The 23641-nt window shown below is 61.2% G+C and carries 25 protein-coding genes; all 25 read left to right on the top strand.

Going from position 1 to position 23641, the window contains the following annotated elements:
• Positions 1 to 19 precede the first annotated feature (19 nt).
• The 25 genes from fliH to motD all read left to right on the top strand — a co-directional run bounded on the left by fliH (position 20) and on the right by motD (position 23641).
• Positions 20 to 781: a flagellar assembly protein FliH gene (gene fliH / locus DM813_RS15880; protein WP_128324345.1), complete on the top strand. Its 762-nt coding sequence runs from the start codon at positions 20 to 22 to the stop codon at positions 779 to 781.
• Positions 771 to 2138: a flagellar protein export ATPase FliI gene (gene fliI, locus DM813_RS15885; RefSeq protein WP_128324346.1), complete on the top strand. Its 1368-nt coding sequence runs from the start codon at positions 771 to 773 to the stop codon at positions 2136 to 2138. The genes fliH and fliI overlap by 11 nt, the downstream gene beginning before the upstream one ends.
• A gap of 6 nt (positions 2139 to 2144) precedes the next feature.
• A complete protein-coding gene (gene fliJ, locus DM813_RS15890; RefSeq protein WP_128324347.1) occupies positions 2145 to 2597 on the top strand; it encodes a flagellar export protein FliJ in 453 nt (150 codons plus the stop codon).
• A gap of 93 nt (positions 2598 to 2690) precedes the next feature.
• A complete protein-coding gene (locus tag DM813_RS15895) occupies positions 2691 to 2993 on the top strand; it encodes an STAS domain-containing protein (protein WP_128324348.1) in 303 nt (100 codons plus the stop codon).
• Positions 2994 to 3001: 8 nt separating this feature from the next.
• Positions 3002 to 4702 (top strand): ATP-binding SpoIIE family protein phosphatase, encoded by a 1701-nt coding sequence (locus tag DM813_RS15900; protein WP_128324349.1) that lies wholly within the window; start codon positions 3002 to 3004, stop codon positions 4700 to 4702.
• A gap of 25 nt (positions 4703 to 4727) precedes the next feature.
• Positions 4728 to 5075, top strand: coding sequence for an Hpt domain-containing protein (locus DM813_RS15905; RefSeq protein WP_128324350.1), 348 nt, complete (start codon positions 4728 to 4730; stop codon positions 5073 to 5075).
• 80 nt (positions 5076 to 5155) lie between these two features.
• Positions 5156 to 6445, top strand: a complete 1290-nt coding sequence (locus DM813_RS15910; RefSeq protein ID WP_128324351.1) for a flagellar hook-length control protein FliK — start codon at positions 5156 to 5158, stop codon at positions 6443 to 6445.
• 140 nt (positions 6446 to 6585) lie between these two features.
• Positions 6586 to 7083, top strand: a complete 498-nt coding sequence (gene fliL, locus DM813_RS15915; RefSeq protein ID WP_128324352.1) for a flagellar basal body-associated protein FliL — start codon at positions 6586 to 6588, stop codon at positions 7081 to 7083.
• Positions 7084 to 7092: 9 nt separating this feature from the next.
• The gene (gene fliM / locus DM813_RS15920) at positions 7093 to 8061 is read left to right on the top strand and encodes a flagellar motor switch protein FliM (RefSeq protein ID WP_128324353.1); all 969 of its coding nucleotides are present in this window, start codon (positions 7093 to 7095) and stop codon (positions 8059 to 8061) included.
• A 48-nt stretch (positions 8062 to 8109) separates the two neighbouring features.
• Positions 8110 to 8580, top strand: a complete 471-nt coding sequence (gene fliN / locus DM813_RS15925; RefSeq protein WP_128324354.1) for a flagellar motor switch protein FliN — start codon at positions 8110 to 8112, stop codon at positions 8578 to 8580.
• On the top strand, positions 8581 to 9033 hold the full coding sequence (gene fliO / locus DM813_RS15930) for a flagellar biosynthetic protein FliO (protein WP_128324355.1): 453 nt from the start codon (positions 8581 to 8583) through the stop codon (positions 9031 to 9033).
• Positions 9033 to 9785 (top strand): flagellar type III secretion system pore protein FliP, encoded by a 753-nt coding sequence (fliP, locus tag DM813_RS15935; protein WP_128324356.1) that lies wholly within the window; start codon positions 9033 to 9035, stop codon positions 9783 to 9785. Before fliO ends, fliP begins: the two co-directional genes overlap by 1 nt.
• A gap of 21 nt (positions 9786 to 9806) precedes the next feature.
• Positions 9807 to 10076, top strand: coding sequence for a flagellar biosynthesis protein FliQ (fliQ, locus tag DM813_RS15940; RefSeq protein ID WP_128324357.1), 270 nt, complete (start codon positions 9807 to 9809; stop codon positions 10074 to 10076).
• Positions 10077 to 10083: 7 nt separating this feature from the next.
• Positions 10084 to 10860, top strand: a complete 777-nt coding sequence (gene fliR / locus DM813_RS15945) for a flagellar biosynthetic protein FliR (RefSeq protein ID WP_128324358.1) — start codon at positions 10084 to 10086, stop codon at positions 10858 to 10860.
• A gap of 2 nt (positions 10861 to 10862) precedes the next feature.
• The gene (flhB, locus tag DM813_RS15950) at positions 10863 to 11999 is read left to right on the top strand and encodes a flagellar biosynthesis protein FlhB (RefSeq protein ID WP_128324359.1); all 1137 of its coding nucleotides are present in this window, start codon (positions 10863 to 10865) and stop codon (positions 11997 to 11999) included.
• 181 nt (positions 12000 to 12180) lie between these two features.
• On the top strand, positions 12181 to 14310 hold the full coding sequence (flhA, locus tag DM813_RS15955; RefSeq protein WP_128324360.1) for a flagellar biosynthesis protein FlhA: 2130 nt from the start codon (positions 12181 to 12183) through the stop codon (positions 14308 to 14310).
• Positions 14311 to 14321: 11 nt separating this feature from the next.
• Complete coding sequence (flhF, locus tag DM813_RS15960; protein WP_128324361.1) at positions 14322 to 15632, top strand: flagellar biosynthesis protein FlhF; 1311 nt, start codon at positions 14322 to 14324, stop codon at positions 15630 to 15632.
• 119 nt (positions 15633 to 15751) lie between these two features.
• Entirely contained in the window at positions 15752 to 16585 is an 834-nt protein-coding gene (fleN, locus tag DM813_RS15965) for a flagellar synthesis regulator FleN (RefSeq protein WP_038613333.1), read from the top strand.
• Positions 16582 to 17322, top strand: coding sequence for an RNA polymerase sigma factor FliA (fliA, locus tag DM813_RS15970; protein ID WP_045189022.1), 741 nt, complete (start codon positions 16582 to 16584; stop codon positions 17320 to 17322). Before fleN ends, fliA begins: the two co-directional genes overlap by 4 nt.
• A gap of 104 nt (positions 17323 to 17426) precedes the next feature.
• On the top strand, positions 17427 to 17801 hold the full coding sequence (locus tag DM813_RS15975; protein WP_036990294.1) for a chemotaxis response regulator CheY: 375 nt from the start codon (positions 17427 to 17429) through the stop codon (positions 17799 to 17801).
• A gap of 19 nt (positions 17802 to 17820) precedes the next feature.
• Positions 17821 to 18609 carry a protein phosphatase CheZ gene (locus DM813_RS15980; protein ID WP_128324362.1) on the top strand — a complete coding sequence of 263 codons (789 nt, stop codon included), beginning with the start codon at positions 17821 to 17823 and terminating at the stop codon, positions 18607 to 18609.
• Positions 18610 to 18621: 12 nt separating this feature from the next.
• The gene (locus DM813_RS15985; RefSeq protein WP_128324363.1) at positions 18622 to 20847 is read left to right on the top strand and encodes a chemotaxis protein CheA; all 2226 of its coding nucleotides are present in this window, start codon (positions 18622 to 18624) and stop codon (positions 20845 to 20847) included.
• A gap of 44 nt (positions 20848 to 20891) precedes the next feature.
• Positions 20892 to 22010 (top strand): protein-glutamate methylesterase/protein-glutamine glutaminase, encoded by a 1119-nt coding sequence (locus DM813_RS15990; RefSeq protein WP_128324364.1) that lies wholly within the window; start codon positions 20892 to 20894, stop codon positions 22008 to 22010.
• Positions 22010 to 22750 carry a flagellar motor protein gene (locus DM813_RS15995; protein WP_128324365.1) on the top strand — a complete coding sequence of 247 codons (741 nt, stop codon included), beginning with the start codon at positions 22010 to 22012 and terminating at the stop codon, positions 22748 to 22750. The genes DM813_RS15990 and DM813_RS15995 overlap by 1 nt, the downstream gene beginning before the upstream one ends.
• Positions 22751 to 22753: 3 nt before the next feature.
• Positions 22754 to 23641 carry a flagellar motor protein MotD gene (gene motD, locus DM813_RS16000; protein WP_128324366.1) on the top strand — a complete coding sequence of 296 codons (888 nt, stop codon included), beginning with the start codon at positions 22754 to 22756 and terminating at the stop codon, positions 23639 to 23641.

Below are 23641 nucleotides of genomic sequence, written 5' to 3' on the forward strand. Positions count from 1 at the left end.
TTTTTGAGTGCGTGCAATCATGTCGACCAACGAGCACCTGAGCGAACTGATTCGCGCCAACGAGGTTGAGGGTTTCGATCGCTGGGCGCTGCCCAGCTTCGACCCTGAACCCGAGCCAGAGCCCGAGCCCGAACCTGAAGTGGTTCAGGAAGAAATCGAGGAAGTGCCGCTGGAAGAAGTCCAGCCACTGACCCTCGAAGAGCTTGAGAGCATTCGCCAGGACGCCTATAACGAAGGCTTTGCCATCGGTGAACGCGAGGGTTTCCACAGCACTCAGCTCAAGGTCCGCCAGGAGGCCGAAGCGGCCCTGGCGACCAAGTTGGCCAGCCTTGAGCAATTGATGGGCAACCTGCTTGAGCCCATCGCCGAGCAAGACAGCCAGATCGAGAAAGCCTTGGTCAGCCTGGTCGCGCACATGGCTCGCGAGGTCATCGGTCGCGAGTTGCGCATCGACTCCGGGCAGATCACACAGGTGTTGCGCGAGGCGCTGAAGCTGCTGCCCATGGGCGCCGAAAACATCCGCATTCATATCAATCCGCAGGACTTCGAGCAGGCCAAGGCCTTGCGCGAGCGTCACGAAGAACGCTGGAAGCTGCTTGAAGACGAAGCCTTGCTGCCTGGCGGTTGCCGGATTGAAACGGACCATAGCCGCATCGATGCGACCATGGAAACCCGGCTCGAGAAAGCCTTGGCGCAACTGTTCGATCAATTGCATGACCAGGGCCTGCACCCGGCCGCACCTGACCTGACGGTCGAGCTGGACACAGCCGATGCGCCTTGAACGCACCAGTTTTGCCAAGCGCCTGGGTACTTACGCCGATACCGTAAAACTGCCCGCCCAGCCGGTGGTTGAGGGGCGCCTGCTGCGCATGGTCGGCTTGACCCTGGAGGCTGAAGGCCTGCGCGCAGCAATTGGCAGCCGCTGTGTGGTGATCAATGATGACAGCCATCACCCGGTGCGCGTCGAAGCGGAAGTGATGGGTTTTTCCGGCAGCAAAGTGTTCCTGATGCCGGTCGGCAGTGTTGCCGGCATCGCGCCGGGTGCGCGCGTTGTGCCGTTGGCCGACAGCGGGCGTCTGCCGATGGGCATGAGCATGCTTGGGCGGGTGCTCGACGGTGCCGGGCGCGCGCTCGATGGCAAGGGTGGCATGAAGGCCGAAGACTGGGTGCCCATGGATGGTCCGACCATCAACCCGCTCAATCGCGACCCCATCAGCCAGCCGCTGGATGTCGGCATTCGCAGCATCAACGGTTTGCTCACGGTCGGGCGCGGTCAGCGTCTGGGCCTGTTTGCCGGTACCGGTGTCGGTAAGAGTGTGCTGCTGGGGATGATGACCCGCTTCACCGAGGCCGACATCATTGTGGTCGGCCTGATCGGTGAGCGTGGTCGTGAGGTGAAGGAATTCATCGAGCACATTCTCGGTACCGAGGGGCTCAAGCGCTCGGTGGTCGTGGCCTCTCCGGCAGACGATGCGCCGCTGATGCGTTTACGCGCGGCAATGTACTGCACGCGCATTGCCGAATACTTCCGTGACAAGGGCAAGAATGTCCTGTTGCTGATGGATTCGCTGACCCGTTTCGCCCAGGCCCAGCGGGAAATCGCCCTGGCCATCGGCGAGCCGCCCGCCACTAAAGGCTATCCACCCTCGGTGTTTGCCAAGCTGCCCAAGCTGGTCGAGCGCGCCGGTAACGGCGAGGCCGGTGGCGGCTCGATAACTGCGTTTTACACCGTGCTGTCCGAAGGTGACGATCAGCAGGACCCGATTGCCGACTCGGCGCGGGGTGTGCTCGACGGGCATATCGTCCTGTCCCGGCGCCTGGCTGAAGAAGGGCACTACCCGGCCATCGACATCGAAGCGTCGATCAGCCGGGTCATGCCGCAGGTGGTCAGCCCGGACCAGATGCGTGAGGCGCAGCAGTTCAAGCAGCTGTGGTCGAGACTGTCGCAGAGCCGCGACCTGATCAGTGTCGGTGCCTATGTGGCCGGCGGCGATGCCGAAACCGACCTGGCCATTGCCCTGCAGCCCAAGCTGGTACATTTCCTGCGCCAGGGGTTGAACGACAATGTCGGTATGCAGCAAAGCCGTGAGCACCTGGCCAGCGTTTTTGCGCAGCCCAAATCCGACACGGGCGGCTGATAGGTCATGGCTCAGCCCAGTCGTGCGGCGCGCCTGGCGCCGGTCGTCGAGATGGCCGAAAACGCCGAGCGTCAGGCTGCCCAGCGTCTGGGCCAGTTCCAGCAGCAGGTGAACCTGGCACAGGCCAAGCTCGCCGAGCTCGACCGCTTTCGCGCGGACTACCAGTTGCAGTGGATTGACCGCGGCGGGCAGGGCGTGTCCGGTAGCTGGCTGGTCAATTACCAGCGCTTTCTCGGGCAACTGGAAAGTGCGATGACTCAGCAACGCCAGAGCCTGGCCTGGCACCAGAACAACCTCAACAATGCCCGCGGCACCTGGCAGCAGGCGTATGCGCGGGTTGAGGGGTTGCGCAAGCTGGTTCAGCGCTACATTGACGAAGCGCGGGTGATCGAGGACAAGCGCGAGCAGAAACTGCTCGACGAACTGTCCCAGCGACTTCCGCGCCATGATCGCTACTGATGCGCGCCAGGATGGCCCTGGCTTGCCGCGCGGTGGGCGGGCTGCTAAACCTTCTAGATGACTGCATGGGTCGTAACGGAAAGGATTGCCACTATGGGCGTTATCTCTGAGTTGTCCCAGGATGGGAAAAAACTGACGATCAAGGTCAAGGGGCGTTTTGACTTTGGCAAGCATCAGGAGTTTCGCGAGGCCTATGAGCGCAACGCGCAACCCGCCTCGGTGGTGGTTGATCTGAAAGAAGCCACCTACCTCGACAGCTCGGCGCTGGGCATGCTGCTGTTGCTGCGCGATCACGTCGGTGGCGATGACTCGGAAATCCGAGTGGTCAACACCAGCTCGGATGTCCGCAAGATTCTCGCCATTTCCAACTTCGACAAACTGTTCGACATCAGTTGAGCCAGGCCATGCCTGACGCCGTCTTGACGGTGCTGATCGCCGAAGACAGTGCGACCGACCGCATGCTGCTGGCGCGTATCGTCAGCAAACAAGGGCATGCTGTGCTCACGGCTGAAAACGGCGAACAGGCGGTGGCTTTGTTTGCCGAGCAGCGGCCGCAACTGGTGCTGCTCGATGCGCTGATGCCGGTCATGGACGGCTTTGAGGCCGCCCGGCAGATCAAGGCATTGGCAGGCGAGGCGTTGGTGCCGATCATCTTCCTCACCTCATTGAGTGAAGAGGAGGCGCTCGTGCGGTGCCTTGAGGCGGGCGGCGACGACTTTCTGGCAAAACCCTACAGCCCGGTGATTCTGGCTGCCAAGATCAAGGCCATGGATCGCCTGCGCCGGCTGCAGGCGACGGTGCTGGAGCAGCGCGACCAGATTGCCCGCCACCACCATCATTTGCTCAACGAGCAGCGCGTGGCCAAGGCAGTATTCGACAAGGTGGCGCATGCCGGTTGCCTGAGTTCACCCAATATCCGTTACCTGCAATCGCCCTACGCGTTGTTCAACGGTGACCTGCTGCTGGCCGCCTTTACCCCGTCCGGGGATATGCATGTGCTGCTGGGGGATTTTACCGGGCATGGTTTGCCGGCGGCGGTAGGGGCCATGCCCCTGGCCGAAGTGTTCTATGGCATGACAGCCAAGGGCTATGGCCTGGCAGAAACCCTGCGCGAGATGAACGCCAAGCTCAAGCGCATCCTGCCTGTGGATATGTTCTGTTGTGCGCTGCTACTCAATCTGAGTTTTTCCCGGCGCATGGTTGAAGTCTGGAACGGCGGCATGCCTGACGGCTATGTGCTGGATACTGACGGGGGTGAGCCATTGCCATTGGTGTCCCGGCATTTGCCTTTGGGGGTGCTGGCGCCTGAGCGCTTCGACGACTCCACGCAGGTACTACCGTTGGCGCTGGGCCAGCGCCTGTTCTTGCTATCGGATGGTGTGGTCGATACCAGTGACGACAACGATCAGCTGTTTGGGGTCGAGCGGCTGCGTCGGGTGCTGGTCGCCAATCGTCAGCCGGAGTTGTTGTTTGAAGAGGTGCTTGGGGCGCTGGAGGCGTTCCGTGGGTGCTGCCGCGATGACGTGAGCCTGCTGGAGATCGGCATCGTTGATCCGGATGCCTTGTCGCCGCCGCCAATGACCTATTCCGATAGTGGCCAGTGCGCGCCGCTGGACTGGTCGTCGCAGTTCGAGTTTCGTGCCGACACGCTCAAACGCTTCAATCCGTTACCTTACCTTTTGCAACTTTTGCAGGAGATACATGGCCTGCGCACCCAGAGCGGCGCCCTGCACAGTGTGCTCAATGAACTTTATTCCAATGCCCTGGAGCACGGCGTGCTGGGCCTGGATTCGGCGCTCAAGCGGGATGCCCGCGGCTTTGCCGAGTATTACCGTCAGCGCAACGAGCGCTTGCAGGCGCTGAACAGCGGCTATATTCGATTGAGGTTGCGTGTCGAGCCGCAAGGCCTGGGTGGGCGGCTGATTATCGAGGTAGAAGACAGCGGTAAGGGCTTTGATGTGAACAAGGTGCTCGGACGTCCATTGGTTGAGCAGGGGTTGTATGGGCGCGGGCTTAACCTGATACGCCGACTGAGCCGGCATGTGGAGTGGGCTGACGAGGGGCGGCGCGTATGCGTGGAGTTCACCTGGGAGGCTCTGGCATAATCCAGCTTGATCAAGGAGTGAGCAAGTGTCCGATATCCACATCGATCGTAACGTACTGCGTGACCTGCAAGAGGTCATGGAGGAGGGTTACGTGTGTTTGCTGGAAACCTTTCTGGATGACTCCGACAAACGTCTGAGCCAGTTGCATGAAGCCAAGAGCGCCCTGGAGCTGGGCCATGCAGCGCACAGCTTCAAAGGCAGCAGCAGCAACATGGGCGCGTTGGCGCTGGCCGCGCTGTGTCAGCAGCTCGAGGCGCGCGTCAAGCAACAGCCGTTGTACGGCATCGAGGACCTGATCAACCAGATCGATCGCGAGTACGAGGTTGTTCGTCATTTGTATGCCGAGGAGCGCCATCGGGTGTCGATCGGCTAAATATTCTCTGGAAATTGGCGCGACTTTTGCTGCGTCATTGCCAACTTACGTTCATTACACGCTGTCGCGGAGATTTCCACATGCCTGTCGCTTCCAATCCACTGCTGCAAAACAGTGTTGCGACGAAACCTTCGCGGGTTGCTGCCAATCAGCCGGACAAAGTGCTGCAGGCCCCGAACGACAAGGCTTCGGGCTTCTCCAGTGTGTATGCCCAGCAGTCCCGGGAGACAGCTACTGATGCGCTCAAGCGCGGCAAAGGTGCGGCGGGCGACAAGGAGGCGGTCGACGGCAAGGGTGCTGCCGCCGACAAACGTCATGTTGCCGACAGCGGCAAAACCTTGCCTGATGACCAGGGCGTCAGTACAGACGAGGCGGGGCAGGCAACTGAACCGACGTTGCTCGACCCTAATCTGGTGGCCGGCCAGGTGACGGATGCGCAGCCCGGGGCCCAGTTGATCCAGGCGCAGGCCGAAGCCGTGGCGCCGGTCGTCCAGGCGGCGCAGTTGCAGGCCCAGGTGGCGCCTGTGGCGGCGCTTCCGGCTGACCCCGAGTTTGACCCGGAGGCTGATCCCTTGGCTGATCTGCCTGCCTTGCGCATGGCGCTGGAGCAAAGCGCGCAGGCGCAGGGCACCACGTCGGCACATGCCGCCAGCAAATCGACAACGGCGCAAGCGGAAGCGGCGCCGGCCCAGCCTGCCGTCAATACCCTGGCGGCCCTGCTGGACAAGCCGGGGGCTGACGCTGAACAGGGCGAGCCAGGCGACAAGGCGTTTGCCGGCTTGCTCGATGATGGCCTCAAAGACCTCAAGGGTGCGTCCAGCGATACGCGGGTGGACAACTTCGCTGAGCGCCTCGGCGCCTTGACCCAGGCGGCTACCGCGAAAGCTGCCAGCGCCGTGCCGCTGGCGGCGACAACCCTTCAGCAGCCGCTGGCGATGAATCAGGGTGGCTGGACCGAAGGCCTGGTCAACCGGGTGATGTACCTGTCCAGTCAAAGCCTCAAATCGGCCGACATTCAGTTGGAGCCCGCCGAACTGGGGCGCCTGGATATCCGTGTGCACCTGGCGCCCGAGCAGCAGGCGCAGATTACCTTCACCAGCGGCCATGTCGGCGTGCGCGAAGCGCTGGAGAACCAGGTGCATCGGCTCAAGGAAATGTTCGCCCAGCAAGGCCTTGGCCAGCCTGATGTCAACGTTGCCGATCAGTCGCGAGGGCAGCAACAACAGGGGCAGTCTGATTCGCCGCGCCTGAGCGGCGTGGCGGCGCGGCGCAATGAGGCTGCTGGTGCGCAGGCGGAGGCTGCTGCAAGCGCCTCTGCAGTCGAGCATCAGACCGTGATTGGCTCCAGCGCGGTCGATTACTACGCCTGATCGGTGTCACTGCTTCGCGGGTAAACCCGCTCTCACAGGGGAGTGCACTGATTTATCCGTGAACAGGCCTGAATCTGGCATAACACTTGCTCAACCCTCGCCATGTGACTGAATTCTCCGATGAATGACGGAATATTGGCATGGCGAAGAGCGACGCAGAAAAAGACCCCGCCGCTAAAGGCAAACTCAAGCTGATCTTGTTGGTGGTGCTGGCACTGCTGCTGGCCGTCGGCCTGTCGGTAGGTGCGACCTGGTTTTTCCTGCACAAGTCTGCGGATAAGCCGGAAGCCGACCCGGCGCAAGTCAGCAACCTCAAGGCTGCGGCCATCTACGAACCGCTGGCCCCCGCTTTTGTGGTCAATTTCAACCAGAACGGCCGTCAACGCTACATGCAGGTGAGCATCACCTTGCAGGGGCGCGACCAGGCGGCGCTGGATGCGTTGAAAGTGCACATGCCGGTCATTCGCAACAACCTGGTCATGCTGTTCTCCGGTCAGGGCTTCGACACCCTGGCAAGCCCTGTGGGCCAGGAGATGCTGCGTCAGAAAGCGACCGCCAGTGTGCAGGAGATCGCGCAGAAGGAAGTCGGCAAACCGGTCGTCGACCAGTTGCTGTTCACCAATTTCGTATTGCAGTAGGAGCCACCGATGGCCGTTCAGGACCTGCTGTCCCAGGACGAAATCGATGCCTTGTTGCATGGTGTCGATGACGGTTTGGTACAAACCGAGAGCAATGCCGAGCCCGGCAGTGTCAAAAGCTATGACCTGACCAGCCAGGACCGCATCGTTCGCGGACGCATGCCGACCCTGGAAATGATCAACGAGCGCTTCGCCCGTTACACCCGTATCAGCATGTTCAACCTGTTGCGTCGCTCCGCTGACGTGGCAGTGGGCGGTGTACAGGTGATGAAGTTCGGCGAGTACGTGCATTCGCTGTATGTGCCGACCAGCTTGAACCTGGTGAAGATCAAGCCGCTGCGTGGCACCTCGCTGTTCATTCTGGATGCCAAGCTGGTGTTCAAGCTGGTGGACAACTTTTTTGGCGGTGACGGTCGTCACGCCAAGATCGAAGGGCGTGAGTTCACCCCGACCGAGCTGCGGGTGGTGCGCATGGTGCTGGACCAGGCGTTCGTCGACCTCAAGGAGGCCTGGCAGGCGATCATGCCGGTCAACTTCGAGTACATCAACTCCGAGGTCAACCCGGCCATGGCCAACATTGTCGGGCCAAGCGAGGCGGTGGTGGTCTCGACCTTCCATATTGAACTCGATGGTGGCGGCGGCGACCTGCACGTGACCATGCCGTACTCGATGATCGAGCCGGTGCGCGAAATGCTCGATGCGGGCTTTCAGTCCGACCTGGATGACCAGGACGAGCGCTGGATCAAGGCCCTGCGCGAAGACGTACTGGATGTCAGCGTACCGCTGAGTGCCACGGTTGCCCGTCGCCAGTTGAAACTGCGCGACATCCTGCACATGCAGCCGGGTGACGTGATTCCGGTCGAGCTGCCTGAAGAGCTGATTCTGCGGGCCAACGGCGTTCCGTCGTTCAAGGCCAAGCTGGGTTCGCACAAAGGCACCCTGGCCTTGCAGATTATTGATCCGATCGAGCGCCGCTGAGCGGCGCCGGTTGTTCCAACTCCGAATTGATTGCCCGTCGAGGACAAAATGGCTAACGAAAACGATATCACCTCTCCGGAAGAGCAAGCGCTGGCCGATGAGTGGGCAGCTGCACTGGAAGAAACCGGCGACGGCGGCCAGGCCGATATTGATGCCTTGCTCGCTGCAGACGTTGGCGGTGGCGGCTCGTCCTCCAACCGCCTGCCCATGGAAGAGTTCGGCAGTTCGCCACGCAGCAATGAGCCGGTGAGCCTGGAAGGCCCGAACCTGGATGTGATTCTGGACATCCCGGTGAGCATTTCCATGGAAGTGGGCAGTACTGAAATCAACATTCGCAACCTGTTGCAGCTCAACCAGGGTTCGGTCATCGAACTGGATCGCCTGGCCGGTGAGCCGCTGGACGTGCTGGTCAACGGCACCTTGATCGCCCACGGGGAAGTGGTCGTGGTCAACGAAAAGTTCGGTATTCGCCTGACTGACGTGATCAGTCCGAGCGAACGCATCAAGAAGCTGCGCTGAGTGAGCCGTTTGTTGCCCCGCGTGCTGGCGCTGGTTGCCGCCCTGTACGCAGATGTCGCCCTGGCCACGGTGCAGCCGGCCGCTGCGGTGGTGGCGCCGGCCAGCGGTGGCAGTGCTGCCGGTCAGTTGACGCAGCTGGTGCTGGGGCTGCTGCTGGTGCTGGGGCTGATCTTCTTCCTCGCCTGGTTGTTGCGCCGGGTGCAGGGCACGGCGTCAGGTAGTGGCCAGGTGATCGAGATTCTCGGCAGTCGTTCGCTGGGGCCGAGGGATCGCCTGCTGCTGGTCCAGGTCGGCAAGGAGCAGATCCTGATCGGCCACTCGCCCGGCAGTATCGAAGCGCTGCACGTCATGGCAGAGCCGGTCGATGTGCCGGCCGCCGCGCGTCAGGCAACACCAGAGTTCGCCCAGCGCCTGATGGAGCTGATGGGCAAGGATCAGAAGGGTAGGTCGTAATGGGCGCATTGCGCATGATGTTGACGCTGCTGTTGCTGTTGGCAGCGCCATTGGCCCTGGCTGCCGATCCGTTGTCGATTCCGGCCATTACCCTGTCCAACGGGGCAGACGGGCAGCAGGAGTATTCGGTCAGCCTGCAGATCCTGCTGATCATGACGGCGCTGAGTTTCATTCCGGCGTTCGTCATCCTGATGACCAGCTTTACCCGCATCATCATTGTCTTCTCGATCCTGCGCCAGGCGCTGGGTCTGCAGCAGACACCGTCGAACCAGATCCTTACCGGGTTGGCGCTGTTCCTGACCATGTTCATCATGGCACCGGTGTTCGACCGGGTGAACAAGGATGCCCTGCAGCCTTACCTGAACGAGCAGATGGTGGCCCAGGAGGCGATTGCCAAGGCGCAGGTGCCGCTCAAGGATTTCATGCTGGCTCAGACCCGCCAAAGCGACCTGGACCTGTTCATGCGCCTGTCCAAGCGCACCGACATCGCCAGCCCCGAGCAGGCGCCGTTGACCATCCTGGTGCCGGCCTTTGTCACCTCTGAGCTGAAGACCGCGTTCCAAATCGGGTTCATGATCTTCATTCCGTTTCTGATCATCGATCTCGTGGTGGCCAGTGTGCTGATGGCCATGGGTATGATGATGCTTTCGCCGCTGATCATCTCGCTGCCGTTCAAGATCATGCTGTTTGTGCTGGTGGATGGCTGGGCATTGATCATGGGTACCCTGGCCGGCAGTTTCGGCGGCGTTTGACGCCTCGAGGAGAAGTGGATCATGACCCCTGAAGTGGCTGTCGACCTGTTTCGTGATGCGCTGTGGCTGACCACCTTGATGGTCGCTGTACTGGTGGTCCCCAGCCTGCTGGTGGGTCTGGTGGTGGCCATGTTCCAGGCGGCCACGCAGATCAACGAACAGACCTTGAGCTTTCTGCCGCGCCTGTTGGTGATGCTGGTGACCCTGATCGTGGTCGGGCCCTGGTTGGTGCAGAAGTTCATGGAGTACATGCTGTCGTTGTACGGCAGCATTCCGCAGCTGATCGGCTGACCTGTCCATGCTCGAATTGACCGATGCCCAGATCGGCTCCTGGGTGGCCAGTTTCATCTTGCCGCTGTTTCGCGTGACCGCCGTGCTGATGACCATGCCGGTATTCGGCACCACGCTGGTATCGGCGCGCGTACGCCTGTATTTCGCCCTGGCGATCACCGTGGTGATCGTGCCTGGATTGCCGCCGATGCCCGTGGTCAACGCACTGGACCTCAGTGCGCTGTTGCTGATTGCCGAACAGATCATCATCGGCGCGCTGTTCGGCTTTTCGCTGCAGCTGTTTTTCCAGATTTTCGTGATTGCCGGGCAGATCGTGGCAATCCAGATGGGCATGGCCTTCGCGTCGATGGTCGACCCGGCCAACGGCGTCAACGTGGCGGTTATCGGCCAGTTTCTGACCATGCTGGTGACCTTGCTGTTTTTGTCCATCAACGGCCATCTGGTGGTGTTCGAGGTGCTCACCGAGAGTTTCACCACCTTGCCGGTAGGCAGTGGCCTTTTGGTCAATCACTTCTGGGATCTGGCCGGGCGTCTGAGCTGGGTGCTGGGCGCTGCGTTGTTGCTGGTGTTGCCGGCGATCATCGCCTTGCTGGTGGTGAACGTCGCCTTTGGCGTAATGACGCGTGCGGCGCCGCAGCTGAACATCTTCTCCATCGGCTTTCCGCTGACGCTGGTGCTGGGGTTGGGCATCTTCTGGGTCAGCCTCGCCGAGATTCTTCCGCACTACCAGGCGCTGGCCTCCGAGGCCTTGCAGTGGCTGCGTGAACTGGCACGGGCGCGTTAAGCATGGCAGAGAGCGAAAGCGGTCAGGACAAAACAGAAGACCCCACCGACAAACGCAAGAAGGACGCGCGGGAGAAGGGTGACGTTGCGCGCTCCAAAGAGCTCAATACCGTAGCGGTAACCCTGGCCGGTGCGGGCGCCTTGCTGGCGTTTGGCGGCGGCATGGGTGAGGCGTTGATGGAGTTGATGCGCAGCAATTTCGTGTTGTCGCGCGAGGTCATTAGCGATGAGCGCTTCATGGGGATTTTTCTCATGGCCGCGGGCAGGACGGCGCTTCTCACCGTTCAGCCGGTGTTGCTGGTGTTGCTTGTAGCCGCAATCATCGGCCCGGTGGCGCTGGGCGGCTTTCTGTTTTCCGGTAGCTTGCTGGAGCCCAAGTTCAGTCGCATGAACCCCTTGGCGGGGATCAAGCGAATGTTCTCGATCAACGCCTTGTCCGAATTGCTCAAGGCCCTGGCCAAGTTTGTCATGATCCTGATCGTCGCTCTGGTCGTGCTGTCGGCGGACCGTGACGATCTGTTGGCAATCGCCAACGAGCCCTTGGAACAGGCCATTATTCATGGTGTTCAGGTGGTGGGCTGGAGTGCGCTGTGGATGGCGGCAGGGCTGTTGCTGATTGCGGCGGTGGACGTGCCGATCCAGCTCTGGCAAACCCACAAGAAACTGTTGATGACCAAGCAGGAAGTGCGTGACGAGTACAAGGACAGCGACGGCAAGCCAGAGGTCAAGCAGCGCATCCGCCAGCTCCAGCGCGAGGCTTCGCAGCGGCGGATGATGGCTGCCGTGCCGGAGGCCGATGTCATCATCACCAACCCGACGCACTACGCGGTAGCGCTCAAATACGACCCGGAGAAAGGTGCGGCGCCGCTGTTGCTGGCCAAGGGTGCCGACTTCATTGCCTTGAAGATTCGTGAGATCGCCAACGAGCACAAGATCCAGGTGCTCGAGTCGCCGGCCCTGGCCCGTTCGATTTACTACTCCACCGAGCTTGAAGAAGAGATTCCTGCCGGGCTGTACCTGGCGGTGGCCCAGGTGCTGGCCTATGTCTATCAGATCCGTCAGTACCGGGCCGGCAAGGGCAAGCCGCCGGAGCCGCTCAAGGACCTGCCGATCCCACCGGATCTGCGCCGCGATCAGTAAGCCTTTGCTGTCGCGCTTGCGATCTTCGCGGATAAATCCGCTCCTTCGGTTATCAGTGACGCCCCCGTTTGATCAACACCGCAAAATCACCTGAAACGCAAAGTTGGAGAGCTTCTTGCAAAGGCAGCGCTGCGCGCGTCGTTCGCGTCAAAGTTTTGCTTGAGCTAGACGAGGAATACCGGTGGATCGCTCTCAGTTAATCAGCAATGCCCGTAACAACCTGGCTGGATTAGGCCGGGGGAATCTGGGTGTGCCGCTGTTGCTACTGGTGATGCTGGCAATGATGATGTTGCCGATCCCGCCATTTTTGCTCGACGTGTTTTTCACCTTCAACATCGCGTTGTCGATCGTGGTCCTGCTGGTTTGCGTCTACGCGCTGCGCCCCCTCGATTTCGCCGCGTTTCCGACCATCCTGCTGGTGGCGACCTTGCTGCGCCTGGCGCTGAACGTGGCCTCCACAAGGGTGGTCATGCTCCATGGCCAGGACGGCCATGCCGCCGCCGGTAAAGTGATCCAGGCCTTCGGTGAGGTGGTGATCGGCGGCAACTACGTGGTCGGTATCGTGGTGTTCGCGATTCTGATGATCATCAACTTCGTGGTGGTGACCAAGGGTGCCGGGCGTATTTCCGAGGTGAGCGCGCGTTTCACCCTCGATGCGATGCCGGGCAAGCAGATGGCCATCGACGCCGACCTCAACGCTGGCCTGATCGATCAGGCGCAAGCCAAGGCACGGCGCTCGGAAGTTGCTCAGGAGGCCGAGTTCTACGGTTCTATGGACGGTGCCAGCAAGTTCGTTCGCGGTGACGCCATCGCCGGCCTGCTGATCCTCTTCATCAACCTGATCGGCGGCATGCTGGTCGGTATGTTCCAGCACGGCATGACCTTCGGCGATGCCGGCAGAGTCTATGCCTTGCTGACCATCGGTGACGGTTTGGTGGCGCAATTGCCATCACTGTTGTTGTCCACCGCTGCGGCCATCATGGTAACCCGTGCCTCCGGCTCCGAAGACATGGGTAACCAGATCAATCGGCAGATGTTCACGTCGCCCAAGGCGCTGGCGGTGTCGGCGGGGATCATGATTGTCATGGGCCTGGTGCCGGGCATGCCGCACTTCGCCTTCCTGAGTCTGGGGCTGGTAGCTGCTGGCGGGGCCTATTGGCTCTGGCGCAAGCAGAATGAAGCCAAGGTCAAGGCGTTGGCGGAAGTCCAGCGTCAGCAAGACCTGTTGCCGTCCCCGCAGCGGGCGATGGAAACCAAAGAGCTGGGCTGGGACGACGTCACGCCCATCGACATGATCGGCCTGGAGGTCGGTTACCGGTTGATTCCGCTGGTCGACCGCAACCAGGCAGGTCAATTGCTGGCGCGGATCAAGGGGGTGCGCAAGAAGCTCTCCCAGGACCTGGGTTTTCTCATGCCCACCGTGCATATTCGCGACAATCTCGACCTGGCGCCGAGCGCCTACCGCCTGACCCTGATGGGCGTAATCCTGGCGGAGGCCGAGATCTATCCGGACCGCGAGCTGGCGATCAACCCGGGACAGGTGTTCGGTACCCTCAACGGTATTGCCGCCCGCGACCCGGCTTTCGGCCTGGAAGCGGTGTGGATCGACGTCAATCAGCGCAGCCAGGCACAGTCGCTGGGTTACACCGTGGTGGACGCCAGCACGGTGGTCGCCACCCACCTGAACCAGATTCTGCACAAGCACTGCCACGAGCTGATCGGCCACGAAGAGGTCCAGCAACTGCTGCAGGTGCTGGCCAAGGCCTCGCCGAAACTGGCTGAAGAGCTGGTGCCAGGCGTCATTTCATTGTCGGGTCTGCTCAAGGTGCTGCAGGCGTTGCTTGCCGAGCAGGTGCCGGTGCGTGATATTCGCAGCATTGCCGAGGCTATCGCCAACAACGCGGCGAAGAGTCAAGATACCGCCGCGCTGGTGGCGGTGGTGCGCGTCGGATTGTGTCGCGCCATCGTCCAAAGCATTGTCGGCGTTGAGTCCGAGCTGCCTGTGATCACCCTTGAGCCAAGGTTGGAACAGATTTTGCTCAATAGTCTGCAAAGGGCCGGACAAGGTCAGGAAGATGGTGTTCTTCTTGAACCGAGCATGGCCGAAAAGCTTCAGCGTTCGTTGATCGAAGCCGCCCAGCGTCAAGAGATGCAAGGGCAGCCGGCGATCTTGCTGGTCGCAGGACCGGTTCGGGCGATGCTGTCGCGCTTCGGTCGTCTGGCTGTACCGAATTTGCATGTTTTGGCGTATCAGGAAATACCTGACAACAAGCAAGTTACCATCGTTGCCACAGTAGGCCCCAACGGCTGAGGTAGTGGGTTATGCAAGTTAAGCGTTTTTTCGCAGCCGATATGCGTCAGGCCATGAAGCTGGTTCGTGATGAGCTGGGGGCTGAGGCCGCCATCATCGGCAACCGGCGGATTGCTGGTGGCGTCGAGCTGACGGCTGCGCTGGACTACAAGCTGTCTGCCCTGGCGCCGCGGGTGCCGAACGTCGAGCTCGAGGACGAACTGCGCAAGACCCAGTCGCGCATCGTCACCGCTCAGGCCGAGCTCAGCAGCCGCAGTGAAAGCGAAGAGGGTAACCGCCAGTTGTTCGCCGGTTTGCCCCTGACGGCTTCAGAGCCGCTGATCGACACCCATGTGGAGGCGCCGGTGGCACCGCCTGTGGTAGCGCCTGCGCCGGTTGACCCGCGTCTGTTCGACGCCATGCGTTCGGAGCTTTCCGGGTTGCGCGAGCTGCTGGAAGTGCAGCTCGGCTCGCTGGCCTGGAGCCAGTTGCAAGGCAACCAGCCGCAGCAAGCCAACCTCTGGCGGCGCCTGCAACGTGTCGGCCTGTCGGGGCCGTTGGCGCACGAGCTGCTGGATCAGGTCGCCGGTATCGAGGAGCCGCGTCAGGCCTGGCGCATGCTGCTTGCGCACTTGGCGCGGCGCATTGACGTGCCCGAGATCGAACCGATCGAAGAGGGTGGGGTGATTGCCATGGTCGGTCCGGCCGGCATGGGCAAGACCACCACCCTGGCCAAGCTCGCCGCGCGTTATGTGCTCAAATACGGCGCGCAGAACCTGGCGCTGGTCAGCATGGACAGTTTTCGCATCGGTGCCCAGGAGCAGCTCAAGACCCTTGGGCGGATCCTCAATGTGTCGGTGACCCACGTCGATCCGGGGCAATCGCTGGCGCAGGCGCTGGAGCCGTTGCTGCGCAAACGTGTAGTGCTGATCGATACCGCCGGCCTGCAAGCCAGCGATCCGGCCCTGCGCATGCAGCTGGAAACCCTTGCCGGACGCGGTATTGCGTCTAAAAATTATCTGGTGCTGGCGACAACCAGCCAGAAGCAGGTGCTCACGGCGGCCTACCACAGCTACAAGCGTTGTGGGCTGGCCGGGTGCATCCTGACCAAGCTTGATGAAACGGCCTGTCTCGGTGAAGTCCTGAGCCTGGCCATCAGTCATGAATTGCCAGTGGCCTATCTAACCGATGGGCCGCGCATTCCTGACGATCTGCACTTGCCCCGCCGGCACCAGCTGGTCAGCCGGGCGGTGAGCGTGCAGATGCAGGAGGAGCCCAGCGAAGAGGCGATGGCCGATATGTTCGCTGATCTCTACCACAGCCCCGGCAAGCGTGTTGGCTGAGGTGATTGTGAAGACGTTGCAAAGTATCTGCATTGATGGACTGCCAGGCATTTTTCAGGTGTTGAAAGCGCAGCCAGTCATGTGGCCTCGGTCTAAGCAAGACAAGGTAATAAACAAATATGGGTAGCATGCATCCCGTACAGGTGATCGCCGTAACTGGCGGTAAAGGTGGCGTCGGCAAGACCAACGTGTCGGTGAACCTGTCATTGGCGCTGGCCGAACTCGGCCGTCGCGTCATGCTGCTGGACGCTGACCTGGGGCTGGCCAACGTAGACGTGCTGCTGGGCCTGACGCCCAAACGCACCCTGGCTGACGTGATCGAGGGCCGCTGCGAGCTGCGCGACGTGCTGCTGCAGGGGCCGGGCGGTGTGCGCATCGTGCCGGCAGCCTCCGGCACGCAAAGCATGGTGCACCTGGCACCGGCACAGCACGCCGGCTTGATTCAGGCGTTCAGCGAGATCGGCGACAACCTCGATGTGTTGGTTATCGACACCGCTGCGGGTATTGGTGACTCGGTAGTCAGTTTTGTTCGCGCAGCCCAGGAAGTGTTGCTGGTGGTGTGCGACGAACCGACGTCGATCACTGATGCCTACGCGCTGATCAAATTGCTCAATCGCGATTACGGCATGAACCGTTTCCGTGTGCTGGCCAACATGGCGCAAAGCCCTCAGGAAGGGCGCAACCTGTTCGCCAAGTTGACCAAGGTCACGGATCGCTTTCTTGACGTGGCCCTACAATACGTCGGCGCAGTGCCGTACGACGAGTGTGTGCGCAAGGCGGTGCAAAAGCAGCGAGCCGTGTATGAGGCCTTCCCGCGTTCCAAGTGCGCGCTGGCATTCAAGGCGATTGCCCAGAAGGTTGACACCTGGCCGCTGCCGGCCAACCCGCGTGGCCACCTGGAGTTTTTCGTCGAGCGTCTGGTACAGCCAACCAGTGCGGGTCCGGTGCTATGAACGCCAGCGGTTATCGGATGTACAGCAAGGCATCGCGCGATGGCCAGTATGAGTTGATCGAGCGCTATGCGCCGTTGGTCAAGCGCATCGCCTATCACTTGCTGGCACGTTTGCCGGCCAGTGTGCAGGTGGAGGATCTGATCCAGGCCGGAATGATCGGCTTGCTCGAAGTCGCCAACAAGTACGACGCGAGCAAAGGGGCCAGTTTCGAGACCTATGCCGGTATCCGGATCCGCGGCGCAATGCTGGATGAAGTGCGCAAGGGGGACTGGGCACCGCGCTCGGTTCACCGCAACACCCGTATGGTCAGTGACGCAATTCGCGCAATTGAAGCAAAAACCGGCCGTGACGCTAAAGATCACGAAGTTGCTGCCGAACTTCAATTGAGTCTCGATGATTACTACGGGATTTTGAATGACACCCTGGGCAGCCGCCTGTTCAGCTTCGACGACCTGTTGCAGGACGGCGAGCATGAAGGCCTGCACGAGGACGGCGCCAGTGCCCAGCTCGAGCCTTCGCGCGATCTGGAAGACGAGCGTTTTCAGGCAGCACTGGCCGATGCCATTGCCAACTTGCCTGAACGCGAGCGCCTGGTACTGGCGCTGTACTACGACGAAGAGCTGAACCTCAAGGAAATCGGTGAGGTGCTGGGGGTCAGCGAGTCGCGTGTCAGCCAGCTGCACAGCCAGTGCGCGGCGCGTTTGCGCAGTCGCCTGGGGGAATGGCGGGCGCGTTGAACGTACGTTCAATGCAGTCGTGAAATGTAGTGCCCGAATTGATTGAGTGCGCGTTCAGCGCCGAACGCGTTTAAGACTGCTTGGAGGTCTAATTGAACAAAGACATGAAAATCCTCATCGTCGACGATTTTTCGACGATGCGGCGGATCATCAAGAACCTGTTGCGTGACCTGGGCTTCACCAACACCCAGGAAGCCGACGACGGCAACACGGCGCTGCCGATGCTTGAAAGCGGTCATTTCGATTTCCTCGTGACTGACTGGAACATGCCGGGCATGTCCGGTATCGACCTGCTGCGCAAGGTGCGCGCCGACGAGCGCCTCAAGCACCTGCCGGTGCTGATGGTCACCGCCGAAGCCAAGCGCGAGCAGATCATCGAAGCGGCCCAGGCCGGCGTCAATGGTTACGTGGTCAAGCCTTTCACCGCCCAGGTGCTGAAAGAAAAGATCGAGAAGATCTTCGAGCGCGTCAATAGCTGAGACACGCCACGGGGGCGCTATGGAGCAAACACAATCATCCTTGGGCGAGTTCGAGTCGACGCTGAAAAAGCACGCCCAGGAACTGGTCGACAGCCTTGAAAGAGGCAAGTTCGGCGACGCGGTGCAACTGATCCATCAGCTGAACCAGACCCGTGACCGTGGCTTGTACCAGGAAGTGGGCAAGCTCACGCGTGAGCTGCACAGTGCGATCGTCAGCTTCCAGATCGATCCGCAGATGCCTCAAGCCGAGGAAGTCTCGCAGATCACCGATGCGACCGAGCGCCTGTCTTATGTGGTCAAGCTGACGGAAGGGGCGGCCAACCGGACCATGGACCTGGTCGAGGAAAGCACCCCGGTACTCAATGAGCTGAGTGCCGAAGCGAAAAGCCTGAGTGTCGACTGGCAGCGCTTCATGCGCCGTGAAGTGGCCGCACCGGAGTTTCGTGAACTGGCCAAGCGCGTCGACAGCTTCCTGACGCGTAGCGAGGAGGGCAACCGCAAGGTCGCCGGCCACCTTAACGATATTTTGCTGGCTCAGGACTATCAGGACCTGACCGGTCAGGTAATCAAGCGCGTCACCGCACTGGTTACCGAAGTAGAAAGCAATCTGCTCAAGCTCGTGCTGATGGCCAGTCAGGTCGACCGTTTTGCCGGTATCGAACATGACCACCAGCAGCTGCGCGCTGAAAAAGATCAAGAAAAACATCCGACTCGGGGTGAAGGTCCGCAGATTCATGCCGATAAGCGTGAAGACGTTGTGTCCGGTCAGGACGATGTCGACGATCTGCTGTCCAGCCTGGGTTTTTAGGGAGCACGTTTAATGAGCTTCGGCGCCGATGAAGAAATCCTCCAGGATTTTCTGGTAGAAGCCGGGGAGATTCTTGAGCAACTGTCCGAACAACTGGTCGAGCTGGAAAGCCGCCCGGATGATGCCGACCTGCTCAATGCGATCTTCCGCGGATTTCACACTGTAAAAGGGGGCGCCGGCTTCCTCCAGCTCAACGAGCTGGTGGAGTGCTGCCACATCGCCGAGAACGTGTTCGACATCCTGCGCAAGGGTGAGCGCCGCGTCGATGCCGAACTGATGGACGTGGTCCTGGAAGCCCTGGACACGGTCAATAGCATGTTTGGCCAGGTACGCGAACGCACTGACGTGACGCCGGCTACCGCCGAGTTGCTGGCCGCTCTGGCGCGTCTGGCCGAACCTGCCGGTGCCGAGCAGGCAGTGGCTGTTGCAGCAGAACCCGTGCCGGAGCAAACCGTCGAGGCTTCGGCCGATACCGACATTACCGATACCGAATTCGAGCAGTTGCTTGACTCGCTCAACGCGGTCAAGGCGCAAGCCGAGGCCGAGACGCAAGCACCTGAGGCTGCCAGTGACGAGATCACTGACGCCGAGTTCGAGTCGCTGCTCGATCAACTGCACGGCAAGGGCCAGTTTGCTCCGGGCAGTGTCAGCGCGCCGGCGTCCAATGCCGAGACCGCGCCAAGCGCCAGTGACGAAATCACCGATGACGAGTTCGAAGCACTGCTGGACCAGTTGCACGGCAAGGGCACCTTCGCCGTCGACGCGCTGGCAGGCGCTGCACCGGTTGAAGCATCGGCCGCAACGACGACCGACGAACACATTTCCGAGCACGAGTTCGAAGCGCTGCTCGATCAGTTGCATGGCAAGGGCAAGTTCACCCCTGACAGCGTTGCCACCGCGGCCGCACCGGCGGTTGCCAGTGTCGCCAAGCCTGCCGCAGCTGCTGCGCCAGCGCCTGCCGCCAAGCCCGCGCCAGCACCCGCTGCTGCCCCGGCGAAAGCCGCAGCGCCTGCCCCGGCCCCTGCGCGCCAGGCGGCTGCGGCGCCTGACAAGCATGCCGCCAGCGAGGCGGAAACCACCGTGCGGGTCGATACCGCGCGCCTGGACGAGATCATGAACATGGTCGGCGAACTGGTGCTGGTGCGTAACCGCCTGGTACGCCTGGGGCTGAACAGCGGCGACGAGGCCATGTCCAAGGCAGTGTCGAACCTTGACGTGGTCACGGCCGACCTGCAGACCGCGGTAATGAAAACCCGCATGCAGCCGATCAAGAAGGTCTTCGGGCGCTTCCCGCGCCTGGTTCGCGACCTCGCCCGTCAGCTGAAAAAAGAGATCAACCTCGAGCTCGTCGGAGAAGAAACCGACCTCGACAAGAACCTCGTAGAGGCCCTGGCTGACCCGTTGGTGCACTTGGTGCGCAACGCTGTTGACCATGGCGTCGAAACCCCGGAAGAGCGCGAAGCTTCGGGCAAGGCCCGGGGGGGCAAGGTGGTGCTGTCGGCCGAGCAGGAAGGCGATCACATCCTCCTGTCGATCTCTGACGACGGCAAGGGCATGGACCCTAATGTGCTGCGCGCCAAAGCGGTGGAAAAGGGCCTGATGGACAAGGACGCAGCCGATCGCCTGAGCGAATCCGACTGCTACAACCTGATTTTTGCCCCGGGCTTCTCGACCAAGACCGAGATCTCCGATGTGTCCGGTCGCGGTGTGGGCATGGACGTAGTGAAAACCAAGATCGCCCAGCTCAACGGTTCGATCAATATCTTCTCGGCCAAGGGCCAGGGCTCGAAGATCGTCATCAAGGTGCCGTTGACCCTGGCGATCATGCCGACGCTGATGGTGATGCTCGGCAACCAGGCGTTTGCCTTCCCGCTGGTGAACGTCAACGAGATTTTCCACCTCGACCTGTCGCGCACCAATGTCGTCGACGGCCAGGAAGTGGTCATCGTTCGCGACAAGGCCTTGCCACTGTTCTATCTCAAGCGTTGGCTGGTCAGTTCCGCCGCTCATGAAGAGCAGCGCGAAGGCCATGTGGTGATCCTTTCGGTGGGCACCCAGCGTATCGGCTTCGTCGTCGATCAGTTGGTGGGTCAGGAAGAAGTGGTCATCAAGCCGCTGGGCAAAATGCTCCAGGGCACGCCAGGCATGTCGGGCGCCACCATCACCGGTGACGGGCGCATTGCGCTGATTCTCGACGTGCCGAGCATGCTCAAGCGTTACGCCGCCCGGCGTATTTGATTCTGGTGGCGCGGCCGCCCGCCGCGCCCCCTAATGGAGTGTTTATGGCAGTCAAGGTCCTGGTGGTGGATGATTCCGGTTTCTTCCGCCGCCGTGTCTCGGAAATTCTTTCAGCGGACCCGACTATCCAGGTCGTGGGTACTGCGACCAACGGCAAGGAAGCGATCGACCAGGCGCTGTCGCTCAAACCCGATGTCATCACCATGGACTATGAAATGCCCATGATGGATGGCATCACCGCGGTGCGGCACATCATGCAGCGTTGCCCGACCCCGGTGTTGATGTTCTCTTCGCTGACGCACGAAGGCGCGCGGGTCACCCTCGACGCCCTGGATGCCGGCGCGGTCGATTACCTGCCAAAAAACTTCGAAGACATCTCGCGCAACCCGGAGAAGGTCAAGCAGATGCTGTGCGAAAAGGTCCATACCATTTCGCGCAGCAACCGTCGTTTCAGCAGCCATGCCAGCCCGGCTCCGGCGCCGCAGCCGAGCGTCGCAGCTCAGCCGAGCGTCAGCAGCCTGGGTGCCAGCGCTGCCGTGCGCAGCGCTGCGCCAGTGCGGGCGGCGGCACCTGTTGCCAGCTCGCCTGCACCCAAGCGCAAGCCCTATAAACTGGTCGCCATTGGCACTTCTACTGGCGGCCCGGTGGCGCTGCAGCGCGTGCTGACCCAGCTGCCGGCAAATTTCCCGGCACCGATCGTGCTGATCCAGCACATGCCGGCGGCATTCACCAAGGCCTTTGCCGAGCGCCTCGACAAGCTGTGCAAGATCAGTGTGAAAGAAGCCGAAGATGGTGACATGTTGCGTCCGGGCTTGGCGTTGCTGGCCCCGGGCGGCAAGCAGATGATGGTCGACGGGCGTGGTGCGGTGAAGATTCTGCCGGGTGACGAACGCTTGAACTACAAGCCATGTGTAGACATCACCTTTGGTTCTGCAGCCAAGTCCTACGGCGACAAGGTCTTGTCAGTCGTGCTGACCGGCATGGGCGCCGATGGCCGTGAAGGCGCGCGTCTGCTCAAACAAGGCGGGAGTACGGTGTGGGCCCAGGACGAGGCCAGCTGCGTGATTTACGGCATGCCCATGGCCATCGTCAAGGCCAACCTGGCCGACGCGGTCTACAGCCTGGATGAGATAGGCAAACACCTGGTCGAGGCGTGCGTCTGATGGATGTCTTGAGCCTTATCGGGATCATTCTGGCGTTTGTCGCGATTATCGGCGGCAACTTTCTTGAAGGCGGGCACCTGTCGGCCTTGATCAACGGCCCGGCGGCCTTGATCGTGCTGGGCGGTACCCTGGCGGCAGCACTGCTGCAGTCGCCGATGAGTGCCTTCAAGCGGGCGCTGCAGATCGTGCGCTGGATCCTGTTTCCGCCACGGGTCGACCTCGCCGGCGGCATTGATCGCGTGGTCAACTGGAGCCTGACGGCACGCAAGGAGGGCTTGCTGGGCCTGGAAGGCGTGGCTGATGCCGAGCCCGATCCGTATGCGCGCAAAGGCCTGCAGTTGCTGGTCGATGGCGCTGAGCCCGAAGCCATCCGGAGCATCCTTGAGGTGGATTTCTACACCCAGGAAAGCCGGGATATCCAGGCCGCCAAGGTGTTCGAGTGCATGGGCGGTTATGCCCCGACGATCGGCATCATCGGTGCGGTCATGGGCCTGATCCATGTGATGGGCAACCTGGCTGACCCGTCGCAGCTGGGCAACGGCATTGCCGTGGCCTTCGTTGCCACCATTTATGGCGTGGCCAGTGCCAACCTCATCCTGTTACCGATCGCGAACAAGCTCAAGGCCCTGGCCATGCGTCAGTCGCGTTACCGGGAAATGCTGCTGGAGGGCCTGCTGTCGATCGCTGAGGGTGAAAACCCGCGTTCGATCGAGCTGAAGCTTCAGGGCTTCATGGAGTAATACATGGCGCGCCGTCGACAGCCCGAAGAGCATGAAAACCACGAACGCTGGCTGGTGTCCTACGCGGACTTCATCACCTTGCTGTTTGCCTTTTTCGTGGTCATGTACTCGATCTCTTCGATCAACGAGGGCAAGTACAAGATCCTTTCCCAGGCGTTGATCGGGGTATTCAACGACCCTGAAAAGAGCATGCGGCCGATCCCCATCGGCGATGAGCGCCCGCTGACGGTCAAGCCGGCCGAGCCGTTGATCAAGGACAGCGACCAGGTGGACGCCGGGCTTGCGCAGACCAGTAGCGATCCGCTGAAAACCATTACCGACGACGTGCGTGATGCCTTTGGCGATCTGATCAAGTCGGATCAGATGACCGTGCGCGGCAACGAATTGTGGGTCGAGATCGAGCTCAATTCTTCGCTGCTGTTCGGCAGTGGCGATGCGATGCCCAGCGATGTTGCGTTCAATATCATCGAAAAGGTGGCGAAGATCCTCAAGCCGTTCGCCAACCCGGTGCACGTCGAGGGCTTTACCGACGACCTGCCGATTCGCACGGCGCAATACCCGACCAACTGGGAACTGTCTTCAGCACGCGCCGCCAGTATCGTCCGCCTGCTGGCGATGGAAGGGGTAAACCCGGCACGCATGGCGTCGGTCGGTTATGGCGAGTTCCAGCCGATTACCGGCAACGACACCGCTGAAGGCCGGGCGCGCAACCGTCGGGTGGTGCTGGTGATCTCACGCAACCTTGAAGTGCGCCGTAGCCTGACCGGTACCGGTAGCGCCAATGCCACGCCGGATGCGGCATTGAAGCGGGCTGGCACACAAACTGCACCTGCAGCGGTATCACCGACGGTGGGGGGCAATCGCGTCAATCCTCCGTCATCGAACCCATAA

The sequence above is a fragment of the Pseudomonas alkylphenolica genome, assembly GCF_004025535.1.
GTDB lineage: Bacteria > Pseudomonadota > Gammaproteobacteria > Pseudomonadales > Pseudomonadaceae > Aquipseudomonas > Aquipseudomonas alkylphenolica_A.